The 12,628-nt window shown below is 59.4% G+C and carries 8 protein-coding genes; 4 read left to right on the top strand and 4 right to left on the bottom strand.

Features of this window, described 5'->3' with window-relative positions; all coding sequences use genetic code 11:
• Positions 1–137 precede the first annotated feature (137 nt).
• Positions 138–1,688, bottom strand: a complete 1,551-nt coding sequence (locus tag J3U88_RS01695; RefSeq protein WP_207856386.1) for an acyl-CoA carboxylase subunit beta — start codon at positions 1,686–1,688, stop codon at positions 138–140.
• Positions 1,689–2,066: 378 nt separating this feature from the next.
• Here J3U88_RS01695 and J3U88_RS01690 point away from each other — a divergent pair, with 378 nt between their 5' ends.
• From J3U88_RS01690 to J3U88_RS01680, 3 genes are all read left to right on the top strand, one after another.
• Positions 2,067–2,900 (top strand): beta/alpha barrel domain-containing protein, encoded by an 834-nt coding sequence (locus J3U88_RS01690; RefSeq protein WP_207856385.1) that lies wholly within the window; start codon positions 2,067–2,069, stop codon positions 2,898–2,900.
• A gap of 559 nt (positions 2,901–3,459) precedes the next feature.
• Complete coding sequence (locus tag J3U88_RS01685) at positions 3,460–3,744, top strand: 4a-hydroxytetrahydrobiopterin dehydratase (protein WP_207856384.1); 285 nt, start codon at positions 3,460–3,462, stop codon at positions 3,742–3,744.
• 90 nt (positions 3,745–3,834) lie between these two features.
• Complete coding sequence (locus J3U88_RS01680; protein ID WP_207856383.1) at positions 3,835–5,127, top strand: TlpA disulfide reductase family protein; 1,293 nt, start codon at positions 3,835–3,837, stop codon at positions 5,125–5,127.
• 15 nt (positions 5,128–5,142) lie between these two features.
• Here the strand turns inward: J3U88_RS01680 and J3U88_RS01675 are convergent, their stop codons facing one another.
• The 3 genes from J3U88_RS01675 to J3U88_RS01665 form a co-directional block, all read right to left on the bottom strand.
• A complete protein-coding gene (locus J3U88_RS01675; protein ID WP_207856382.1) occupies positions 5,143–8,949 on the bottom strand; it encodes a S8 family serine peptidase in 3,807 nt (1,268 codons plus the stop codon).
• Between the two features lie 90 nt (positions 8,950–9,039).
• On the bottom strand, positions 9,040–9,300 hold the full coding sequence (locus J3U88_RS01670) for a hypothetical protein (protein ID WP_207856381.1): 261 nt from the start codon (positions 9,298–9,300) through the stop codon (positions 9,040–9,042).
• A 384-nt stretch (positions 9,301–9,684) separates the two neighbouring features.
• The gene (locus tag J3U88_RS01665) at positions 9,685–10,419 is read right to left on the bottom strand and encodes a TerC family protein (RefSeq protein WP_207856380.1); all 735 of its coding nucleotides are present in this window, start codon (positions 10,417–10,419) and stop codon (positions 9,685–9,687) included.
• A gap of 366 nt (positions 10,420–10,785) precedes the next feature.
• Between J3U88_RS01665 and J3U88_RS01660 the strand changes: the two genes are divergently transcribed.
• Entirely contained in the window at positions 10,786–12,621 is a 1,836-nt protein-coding gene (locus J3U88_RS01660) for a DUF1549 domain-containing protein (protein WP_207856379.1), read from the top strand.
• Positions 12,622–12,628: the final 7 nt, after the last annotated feature.

Genomic DNA, 12,628 nt, shown 5'->3' with positions numbered 1-12,628 from the left:
CCTCTTTACTCGCAGAAACTTCATCGACCCGCGACGCGTTCTGGTAAGCAGTGCGGGCAAGAGGATGGTGGCGCGGGAATGGCGCGCGGGGGCAGGGTCCGGCGCGCCCGGAAGCGCGCACCGAGCCATGCATGATCTTATAAAGGAATGTTGCCGTGTTTCTTGGGCGGCATCTCCTCGCGTTTCTCGTTGAGCATTTTTAACGCGCGAATCAGCTTGAAGCGCGTGTCCTTGGGTTCGATCACCTCGTCGATATAACCTTCCTCGGCGGCGATAAACGGCGAAGCAAAGCGCTCTTGGTAATCGTCGGTCAGCTCGCGACGCCGTTTATCCGCATCCTCGGCCTCGGCCAACTCGCGCCGGAACAGGATGTTGACGGCACCTTCGCTGCCCATGACGGCGATCTCGGCGGTGGGGTAGGCAAAATTGATGTCGGTGCGCAGGTGCTTGGAAGCCATGACGCAGTAGGCACCGCCGTAAGCTTTGCGCAGGATCACGGTGATTTTGGGAACGGTCGCCTCGGAGAAGGCGTACAACAATTTGGCGCCGTGGCGAATGATGCCGCCGTACTCTTGCTGCGTGCCGGGGAGAAAACCGGGCACGTCCTCAAAGGTAATCAGCGGAATATTGAAGGCGTCGCAGAAACGCACGAAGCGGGCACCTTTGGTGGAAGAGTTAATGTCCAGCGCACCGGCGAGGTGGGCCGGCTGGTTGGCAACAACCCCCACGGAACGCCCACCCAAACGACAGAAACCCACCACGATGGATTTGCCGAAATGCGGTTGAACCTCAAAGAAACGCCCCTTGTCGGCGACCTCGGCGATCACCTTCTTCACGTCGTAAGGCTGGTTGGGGTTCTCCGGCAACAAGGTTTGAATCCCGGTCGTTTCGCGATCCTCGGGATCGTCACATGCCTGGTAGGGTGCATCGCTTAAGTTGTTGCTGGGAATATACCCCAACAACTGCCGAATCATGGCGATACAGGCGCGGTCGTCCTGGGCGGCGAAGTGTGCCACACCCGAGGTTTTATTGTGGGTCATCGCCCCACCCAATTCTTCCTTGGACACCACCTCGTGGGTGACGGCTTTAATGACGTCGGGACCGGTAACAAACATGTAAGCGGTGTCTTGGACCATGAATATGAAGTCGGTCAAGGCGGGCGAATACACGGCGCCGCCGGCACAGGGGCCCATGATCGCGGAAATCTGCGGAACCACCCCGGAAGCCAAGGTGTTGCGAAGGAAAATGTCGGCGTAGCCGCCGAGCGAACGCACACCTTCCTGAATTCGGGCGCCGCCTGAATCGTTGAGGCTGATGATCGGTGCACCGACCTTCATGGCCAAATCCATGATTTTGACAATTTTCCGCGCATTGGCCGCCGACAAGGAACCACCGGAAACGGTGAAGTCCTGGGCAAAAACATACACGGTCCGGCCGTCCACGGTTCCGAACCCGGATACCACCCCGTCGCCTACCGGGGGTTCCGTTTCCACCCCGAAATCGTTGCGCTTGGAAACCACCAATTTGTCCAGCTCCTGAAAGCTGTTCGGGTCGAGCAAAAGATCGATCCGCTCACGCGCCGTCAGCTTGCCAACCTGGTGCTGACGCGCGATGCGGGCCTCGCCACCGCCAAGCAGCGCCTTGCGTTCCCGCTCTACCAACTCTTTAAAACGCGACTCGTACTTCATGGATGTTCCCCCTGAGGATGAATGTTTCTCGGTCCCGGGGCGGCGACGCCGCCTTTAAACCGCTTCGGATGGCACCAGCAACCCATTGTTTCGATGCGTATAAGCGGCCCATTTTAACCTGATCCGAGCATGGGTGCGACCCTCCATCCACATTCACGCCCACCGGGGCGGGAGAAAAAACCATCGCGGTGTCCCCGGGTTGCGCCATTTCACCCCCTCCTTTAAGAAGAGGGTTTCATCACGCAACCACCCACTTGCGAAAACCCCCGAAAACCGGTGATTCAACCGCGTCGCGACCATCGCGCGGCCCACATTATCACTCAACCTTTTTGCAGGAATGCCGAAACAATGAGAATCAAACGACGCAAAAGGCTGCGCATGAACACCCATCTCCAGTCAGTGCGACAGGTCAAAACGGTCTTTTTTAAAAACCCTTTTGCCGTTTTACCCGCCCATACCGAACTCGTGTATCCCACCGGTCGCGTGACCCCGCAATTGCTGATGCATTACAAGTCGCTGACGCAAACCGAAGCCGCGCTGGTCATCACCGGGCCCGCCACGATTACGCCGCCCCAATCACGCAAATACAGCCTGCTCCGCGCCGACCAACCCAAGTACATGAACGGCCTGCGCGCGCTCACAAAAATCATTGGTTCCAACGGGGGAACACCGGGCATCCAACTTGCGCACCTCGGCGAAACCGACGCAAACGTATTGGAACAAGGGCTTAGCGACTTCCCAAACCGTCTCCCCGACTTTGAAGCGGAAAAACTGGTGACGGCCTACAGCAACGCCTGTAAACGAACCGGCGAGGTTGGTTATCGCTACATTGAACTGGCCGCCGATCAGTTCCTCCTGCTCCACCAGTTAATCCACGAGGACCACGAAAGCCTGGTCACCGAAATCTTCGAGGCGGTGGTTGCGAACAACCCGGAAGGGGCGGCCCTCGCCTTGCGTCTCCCGAACGAGGGACAGCACCTCGAGAAATACAGCCGGCTGTTCCTTGAGGCCGGGGGCGATCTCATCGCCTATCCCTCCTCGCCCGATCCCGAACAAACCCCGCGCTTCGGCTGCTCACCCCAGACCCTCATGCTCTCGCTGGGTGGACCGGTTCCGCCGGATACCGCGGTAAAACTGCTCAAAAAAACGCTGCTCATCGGTTTACCCCAAAGCATGCACTCCGGGAAATCGGTTCAGGCTTCTCACCCCTAAGCCGCGCCGGCGCGACGGCCGCGCGGCAGCGGTTTTTCGCACGCTTCCAAGGGTCTGGATTAGGCTTGGAGCCACGGCCGGCGGGTTTCGGCTTCGTTCATGCCCACCACCGGTGGCCCACCCCGTTTCACCGGATCGCTCCGTGGGAGCCGGCCCTCCGTTTTCACCGTGCCGGGCAGCAAACGAGGACCTCGTCTGTCGTCGAAATCGCCCACAAGTAAAGACCAGCATCCTTCCCGCTTTCATGACAAAACAAAAGCCGGCTTTTTACCAGATGCTGATGCGCCGTGCGTCATCAGCCGATTGCCCCGGTATGTTCAACCACGCGCTTTTCAGCAACCGCCGCCCCAAACAACAAGCCGTCAGCCAGGTCGGCGCAATGCAATCAGGCAGGCGATCCCAGCCGAAAGGTTCGACGGGATTCCAAGCAGGCACAATGAACGCTAGACTTAGGTGGATCCCCACGGCCTGAACCGCCGCGCCCAAATCCTTCTTAACTTCGGCGCTTTTACGGAACCCATGGTTCACGGTCCCCTTTACCCAACCCGGAGGCATTCCATTGATCAAGCAACTGACCAACGAAGAACTGCAACAAGGACTCACCACCATTCCAGGATGGACCGTCAACGACGCGGGAAAACTGGAACGCAACCTGACCTTTGACACCTTCCAGGCCGCTTTCGCCTTCATGACCCACGTCGCCCTAATCGCGGAAAAAATGGACCATCACCCCGAATGGTTCAACGTCTACAACCGCGTCAAAATTGAACTCACCACCCATGACGCCGGCGGCCTCTCAAAACGCGATCTGAAACTGGCGGAGGCCGTCAACAAACTCGTTTAACGCCCCGATTCTTTGACCCGACGTTTTACCGCGGTCGGCAACGACTTTGTTCGTCGGCCGCGCCACCCATCCCTGAAAGGTTTCTCCATCATGATCAAGCAACACACCACCGCCCTTGCGCGCGGTTCATTCATGGCCGCGCTGCTTTTGCTCGCCGGCGCATGTTCCCAGCCCCAATCAAACGAACCGGCACCCGCCAACACCGAAACAACCCCCACGGAAAACATGGCTTTGCAAACCGGTACCTGGCGGTTTGAGATGACTTCACCGGGCGGCCCACTGCCCTTCACGGTCACGATCCTCGAGCACGACGGCGGCTATAAAGCCGGCGCTCACAACGATACCGAGGTGCTCCCCTTCGACACGGTCACGGTTTCCGGCAACCAAGTCACCCTGTCCATCGACCATTACGAATCGCAGTTCACCGGAACGCTCGATGAAACCGGAACCGAGATCTCTGGAGAATGGACCAAGTTGGTGGACCACACCCGCACCGCCAAGCTCCCCTTCACCGCCAACCACGGCGATGCGATGCGGTTTGTCCCGAATAATAAGGCCGGCTCTAATGTGGCCGGCACCTGGGCCGTCGCCTTTACCCAAGACGGCGAACCCTCGGGCGAAGCGGTCGCCGACTTTCGCCAGACCGATCAAAAAGTGACCGGTACCTTCCGCACGCCCACCGGGGACTACCGCTTCCTGGAAGGTTTGATGGACGGCAACCAACTGAAACTAAGCTGTTACGACGGCGGCCACGCCTTTCTGTTTCACGCCGAACTGGGCGAAGACGGGACCTTGAGCGGCGAATTTTGGTCCTCGGACAAATGGTACGAGCGCTGGACGGCCAAACGCGACGCCGACGCCACCCTGCCCGAGGCCACCAACCAAAACCGCATTACCAACGACGAAGGCCTGTTTCGCTTTAGCTTCCCCAACCTGAACGGTGAGACGGTCAGCCACGACGACGCCGCGCTGCAAGGCAAGGTGCGTTTGGTTTCGATCTTCGGAAGCTGGTGTCCCAACTGCAACGACGAAGCCCCCCTGCTGCAGCAACTCAAGCAGGACTACAGCAAAAAGGGTCTCGCGGTGATCGGCTTGGCCTTTGAAGCAACAGGCGACACGGCCCGCGACACACGGGCGCTCAAGCGCTTTGCCAAACGCCACAAACTCGATTACCCGATCCTGCTGGCCGGCACCAAGGACAAAGCAGGCGCGGGCAAAATGTTGCCCGACCTCGACAGCGTTTTGGCGTACCCCACCAGTCTGCTGATCAACCGCGAGGGCAAGGTGGTGCGCATTCACACCGGCTTCAACGGACCCGGCACCGGGGTACACCACGAAAAGCTGGTCAAAGACCTGCGCCGCGAAATCGAAAAGCTGCTGTAACCAGATTTCGAGGGTTTACCGGTACCAACCGCTGTTGTGGTGGTCGCGACCCGGTCGCGGCCACTGAACGGCGCTGCCCGGGTCGTAATCCGGCAGAGGGTACACCCGCAGACGACCCTCGCGGGAATAGGTCACCAGAACAGCGCGAAAATCCTCACCCACACGGAGGCGACCCACCGCCGCGGCATTCATTAACCAACCACCGCTGTGAATCACCCGACGACGAATGGTGCGCGCGCCGGCGTCGGTTAAACCGATGATTTGCAAATCACCCCCCGAGGTGGCGGCCAAAATTTCGGCGCGGTTGTCCCCGTCACAATCAACGACGGTCGGCGCGTTAAAAAACGCCAAATCCCCGGCAAGGGTTGGCGCAAAAGGTTCAAATTCACCGGTTGAGGCCCGCCAAACCGCGAGCTGGTCTTCCCCTTCCAACTGCCGGCCGACCAGGGCGATATCGAGCAAACGCCGCACCGAAGCGGCGGGTGCGATCAGGGACAAGGAGGCACCGCCGTCCAAGGAGCCCACGGCCATCCCGCCAAGGGCGGCAAAACTTGGATCGTCGCGAACCGGGCTGTTGTCGCCAAAACCGTCGCGCGCCAGGGTGCGCATTCCCAGACCGGAGCGCCCGTAGAAACTAGAGCCGTCGTCGTTGAGCACGGTGGCAGGTCCCCAATGGCCGGCGGTGACGATTTCGCCGCGGCCGTCCCCGTCCAAGTCCGCGACCGCGACTTGGGCCGTCCCACCTTGGCCCGCGACCGGTACCAAATCGACCCCGGCCAGGGTAATCGCCACCGGCCAACCGTCGCGGTAGGCCTGATCGTGGGGATGAACACTGAGCAGGGCCCCCACCGAGGGCGGCGTGAGCGAGCCGGAATGTTCAAGGACGTAGACGCGCGTGTTGCCAACCTGCTCGGCCGCGAGCAACAACAGTTCGATGAAGGATCCGCCAAAAGCGGCGCGTGGGAACTCTTGGTACTGCTCATTGACCAGAGTGATGACTTCTAAATCACCATCGTTGTCCAAATCAGCCAAGCTGGGAGTGGTGATGATTTTGCTACCCGGCCGAAAATCACCGTCCTCGCGGATGGTGTAGATCCGGGTCGCCGCGTCCACGGCCGCGACCTTGGCGGGATCCCGCAGCAGGACGGGCCAACCGGGAACCGGGCTTCCATCGGCGTGGAAGGCGTAGACGTGGCTGTCGGCCGCGCCGATGACGATTTCAAGACCGGGATAAAGGGGATCCAAGTCACCCACGGCGGGCGCGGCAAAAAAGGCGTGATCGCGCTGGTTCTGTTCATTGCGCAGGTCGACAGGCCCCAAATCATCGCAATCCGGCAACAAGGGTGCCGTACAGGGTGTTTCGCGGGACAAATTAGGGTCTACGCCGACGGGGAATCCGTCCTTCAAGCGACCGTTGCGATCCCACGCATACAGCCGCCCCTCCTGGTCGCCCAGCAACACATAAAGCATGCCGTCCCCGTCCAAATCGGCCACGGCCGGGGCGCCAAATAAAAAACCACCCAAAATCTGCTCGGGCAGACCCGGCGCGGACCAGCTGGACAGCGGCCGCGTGCGCACGGGCCAGCCGGGCAAATTTTGCGCGGGTTGCAACCCTGTCAAGGCATGGAGCAAGCCGTCGTCGGTCGCCACCAAAAGTTCGTCGCCCCCGTCGCCGTCGAGATCAGCGAACACGGGCGAGGCACACCCCCCGCTTTCGCCCCCCGCGAAACCCAGCCCGGACAGCACGGTTAGGGTTTCGGCGGGACGAACAAAAATCTGTTTCTGGAACACGGCCTGGTTGTTGACGCGATCATAGGGATTGGCGGGGTCGGCGGTGACGGTTAAGCGCAGGCGCACGGCATAAGGCGAACCGTAGCGGGGATCAACCTGGGTATAGGCGGGATCTTGCAAAACGGCCAAGATTTCCCGGAATGGGACGCGACCCAGCTCGCCGCGAAAGGCCGCGGTGAGGCCCTCGACCCGGCTGATGTCGTGCCAAGGCCCCGGGGATCGAACCCCGCGAAAACCGGCCGGCAACGCGGTGCGCCCCCGTCCCTGCACGCCGGGCGCCCATTCGAGCACATAGCCAAAACGTCCGCCGGCGGCAGTCACCCGGTTGGCGGCGGCACGCCCGTTGATCACCAGCATCTCGGGATCGCTTGGGTCCGCGGGTGCCTGGGCGCGGCCGTCGGCGATGTTGAAATCGCGGAACCAGGTGGGATCCTTGATTTCGGCCTCGGGGGGAATGCGGTCCTCGGCGTGGAGCAGCCACGGCTCGCGATCCGACCCCTCCTCACGGCCAATGAACGCCAACAAACGGCCGGCGTTGATACGCCCGTAGCCGGTGTAGTAATCCCAGCCGGGCCCGGTGTGATAGCGTTCCGTTGCTGTCGCGGCAACCACGGCGTAGTTTTCCCACAAGCCGCGCTGCTGCAGGAACCAGCGCCAGGACCAGGGAAAGGGCGCGGCGTCGGAAAAGGCGTGATCAGGATAAGGGGTGGCGAAATCGATGTCATCAGCGGCGAGCCGCCATAACTGGCGCACCTCGGCGGGGGATAGCGGGTAGCTCTGAAGCCGACCCGCGTCGTCTCGGTAAGGGGTCATGGTGCCGCGCTCGACCGCGTTGGCGGCGGCGGAAATCAGCAGGCCGGACAGACCCGCGGCCAGACCCGCGGCTTGCGAAGAACAGCGCTCGGAGGGAACGGCCACATGGATGTTGCCGCCAAAGTTGGTGCATCCATTGAGAAACAAATAACTTTCGGGAAAGGTTCCGGGCTCTTCCGGCGGCTTCAGTGAATTGTGAACCAGGGTGTGTTCGTAAGCACCGGGCCAGTTATGGTGATCGGACGCCTCATCCGCGGCGGAGGCGTTAATCACCACCCCGGCGTGATAAGCATAGGCGTCGGCGGCCGCGGCATAAGAGGTTTGGTTCAGGCTGCCGAGTGCGCTCTCAATCACCGCAACGCCGAGATCGACGGCATACACCACCGCCTGAGCGTAGTGGTTCACATCCACCACAAAGGAATCGCCGACGCGCAACGGAAGAACCATGCAGTTGGGGCAGGTACCGGGGGTTGCGTCATTGGGCAAACCCGCCTCAAGCGCACAGCTTTCACCGGGCTCAAACGCCTCAGCAGCGGCATATCGCGCCTGGTTGGTGCCGTGCCCAAAGTCGACATCGTCGCGGGCGTTGTTGTCGTTTTCGAAAAAGTCCCAACCGGAAATATCGTCGGTGAACCCGTTTTGATCGTCGTCGCGACCGTCACTAAAGGTCAGAATCAAATCCTCGGGATCGACCCAGCCGTTGCCGTTGATATCGACCACGCGGGGATCCTCCCAATAGTCGACCACATTAAACACGCCGTCGCCGTTGGCGTCGTAGCCGCCGAATCGGGTATCGGCGGGGTTGGCGGTATCGGCCGGCAAAGGCAACTCGCCCGCGTTGAGGTAAATCTTGCGCACCAGTTCACAGTAACGGCGTTGCGCCCAACGGATGCCGGAATCCATCACGGCGATCACCACATCGGGTCGGCCGGTACTGACCCGCCAAGCCGCCGGCAAGGACATGCCGCGCACACCGTAAAGTTCTTGGGGCGAAAAGGCCAATTCCGGGCGCGGGTCGCGTCGACCACTCAGCCACCAATCGCGATCCGGGGAATAGTTGGCGGGGGCGGGCTGACCGGCCGCCCAATAGAGGGTGTCGGGATAAGCATAAGGCGCCCGCGAAACGCCGTCCCCCCAGGGGAAACGCGCCCAAAGGCTCAAGCACGAGCCGAGCACGAGCCAAAACCCAGCTAGCAAGATGACGCGGCACAACAGCATAAAACGCCTCCCAAGGAGATCCGTTGCACATTCACGGCCAAACCGAAGGCCCCGGGCACACCCGTTGGGAGATACGCGAAAAAAGGGAGACTAACGCAGGTTAACGGGGTGCGCGTGGGTTTCGGTGACCCGCCCGGTTTTTTTGCAAACCTTCACCTCGAGTTGGAAACCGTGCTGGGCCTCCACATCGCGTGCCCGATAAATCACGGACCAAAAATGGAGGTTCTCTAAAACGACCTGGCGCAAATTATCGATATCACCCATAAAGGTCTGCACAATCGGCTCTTCCGAGGCAATTCTCAGTGCTTCTTCTTTGTTGATTTTGGGTTCGGGGGGAGTCGCGTCGGCCACGGCCGCCTCCTTGTTTGGGTGCTCTATGTAACACCTCAGTATACCCGATGCACGGCATCGACAAAAGCAACGCCTGTCGTCATGCCTGGTGACGGGGAAAAAAGCACACACCGGCCGCAACATAAAATAGGTCACGGCCGGGTTGGCTTCAACCGAAGAAGCGCGATAACTCGCGGTGATTTTAGCTAAACCTCTGAGCTGCAACGGCCCGTAAAAATGCTCACCGCACCCAGCGGGTGCATGTGGTGCGCGACCCCGGCCCGCTTTTTCCAAACCCTTTCGCTCCAGATTTTTAGCAAAAAACCCTCACTCTTATCGCACCTCTTCGGTTCAACCGAAGAAGCGCGATGAGTCGTGCCGCTTCGGTCTGAGTTAAAACCGGACTTACGCCGATTTTTTGGCGTTGGCTTTCACGCGCAGGTTGATCATTTCAACCATGACTGAGAAGGCCATCGCGAAGTAGATGTAACCCTTGGGAATGTGGAAGTGCAGCGATTCACCAATCAAGGTCAAACCGATCATCAACAAGAAACTCAGCGCCAGAACTTTGACGGTGGGGTGACGGTCGACGAATTCACTGATGGCGTTCACAAACACCAACATCACAATCACCGCGATCACAACGGCAATCACCATAATTTCCAGTTGTTTCACCATACCCACGGCGGTAATCACCGAATCGATGGAGAACACAATATCGAGCAGCATAATTTGAACGAGCACGCTGTTAAAGCTGACGCCGGCTTTGCCGCCCTCGCCGGGTTTGTGCCCACCACCCTCAATTTTTTCGTGAATCTCGACGGTCGCTTTGCCCAGCAGGAACAAACCCCCGAGTCCCAGGATCAGGTCGCGACCGGAAACACCGTGTTCCATGATGGTAAACAGCGGATCGGTTAACTGGGCCAGGATACTCAGTGAAAACAACAACAGGATGCGGGTCACCAACGCGAGCACCAAACCGATCTGGCGCGCCTTGGCCTGCTGCTCGGCCGGCAACTTACCCGCCAAGATCGAAATGAAGATAATGTTGTCAATACCTAAAACGATTTCAAGAACCGTCAAGGTCCCCAGAGCAATCCACGCCTGTGGATCAGCCAACCATGCAAACGAAAAATCCATTGAGGGAACCTCCCTTACATTTGAATGTACACATAAAAAATTCAGCCATCCGACCCAAGGTCGACAACCCATGTCCGATCTGGAAAACACCTTGGCTTCAAAAAAACCATGTCCGTGGGCGTGAATTCAAGTTAAACGGGGTCATGGACAAGCGAAACTCACGATTTCTTAACACAACCGGCCTTTTTACCGTAATTTACCCCGAAAACCCGGCGCCCTCCGCACCCTGCCCGCCCCTGGGCAACCTGTGACACAGACCACTTTTTTACCAAGTAACGCAACTTTTTCCCCTCAATTTTAAACCAAATCCAACCCCGCCCTGTCAGCCCAACCAGCTATAGCAATTACGCTTTGGATGGTGACCTGATGAACGCCTCTGTCTCTATGTCCATCAAAACCCTCGCGGTGCTGCTGGTATGCAGCATGCCGTCATTCCCATGGCCGGACCGGGCGATGGGCGACGACGCCCGCGCCGAGAAACTGACCCGCCTCAATCAGCATTTCCAAACGACGGCGACCCGCCACAAAGACGGCAATTGCTTGGCTGACCAAGATAAGGAAACCAACCCGGCGGCCCTCAACGAAATCGACAACCACACCTTTGCCAAAATGCAGGCGGACGGCGTGCCCATCAACGACCTCTGCGACGATTCGACCTTTATCCGCCGCACCGCATTGATTTTGACGGGGCGTTTGCCCGACCCGGCACGGACCCGTTCTTTTTTGAGCGACACCAACCCGGACAAACGTGCCGAATACATCGACGAACTCCTGCAAAGTGAAGCCTTCAACATTCACTGGGCCTTTTATTTCCAGGAGTTTTTCGAATCCGCGGGCCAAGTTCTCTTCGGCGGCCTGCTGCCCTACAACACCTATTTCAGTGAGGCGGTCAGCACCAACAAAACACTCGACACCATGGCACGGGAGATGATCGCGGCCACGGGCAACAACCTGGAAAGCGGCCAACTCAATTTCCTGATTCGCTCCACCAACCGCGCCCGCCTTCCCCAAGACCAATTGGACAACATCGCCATCGCGGCAACCACCAAGTTTATGGGCATTCCAGCCGAGTGTATCTCCTGCCACGACGGCGCCTACCACCTGGAAACAGTCAATTTGTATCTGGCGGAACGCAAGCGCGAGGATCTGTGGAAAATGGCGGCTTACTTCTCTGCCACCCGCTTCCGGGCCAACGTTGATCGTGATCGCATGATGATCGAGTCCTTTGATATTAGCGACTTTAACGGCGCGGGCTACAACGCCGACACCGAGGAGGGCGACCGACCCGAGCGAACCGGCGGCATCATCACCCCCGCCTTTTTGACCACGGGCGCGGTTCCCCAAGGTAACAACTGGCGCCAGGCCTTCGCCGACCAGGTCGTGGAAGATCGTCAATTCGCACGCCATTGGGCCAACCGCCTGTGGGGTCACGTGTTCGGACTGGCCCCGGTCGAACCGATGGACAGCTTCGACATGTATCGCATCGATCCCAATCGGCCGTTGCCCGAGGGTTGGGACTACCAAGCCAACGATTTGAACCTGTTGGAACACATTACCGACGCTTTGATCGAGCGCGATTTCGACCTGCGCGACTACCTGCGCTACGTGCTCAACTCGGCAACCTTCCAAATGGCCTCAACCTTCGAAGTAGGCTCCTGGCAAGACCAGTACACGCCTTATTACACCCGCTACCCCACCCACCGGATGACCGCCGAACAGGCCTACGACGCGCTGCAAGTTGCCACCGGGGTCCACACGGGATTGATTGTCTTTGACCGCAACACGGACACCCGTTCGGTCCTCGAATGGGCCCACCAACTCCCCGATCCCAGTCAACCACGCGCCAACCGCGGCCTCAACGACACCATTTTCCTGAACGCCTTCGGCCGCGGCAACCGCGTCGACCAGCCGCGGGTGAACAGCGGCAACATCTCCCAGGCCATGCTGCTGATGAACTCGCCGGTGATCCACGACCGCCTTTTGGCACCGGAAGGACGGTTGATGAACTACCTCAACCGCGGTGTTTCGGACGTGGACACCTTGATCAACGATTTGTTCCTCGACATCTACGCACGACCCGCGACGGAAAGCGAGCGCACCGCGCTCAAACAAGAACTGGCAACCTACACCAACACCCGCGATCAAGCCGCGACCCTGATGTGGTTACTCATCAACCGCGTCGAATTTACCTTTATCTACTAGGAGGGCG

Origin of the sequence: Acanthopleuribacter pedis (assembly GCF_017377855.1) — a bacterium.
Classification (GTDB): Bacteria; Acidobacteriota; Holophagae; order Acanthopleuribacterales; family Acanthopleuribacteraceae; genus Acanthopleuribacter; species Acanthopleuribacter pedis.
Note: the sequence above shows the minus strand (reverse complement) of the source record. Positions and strands in the feature narration are given on the sequence as shown.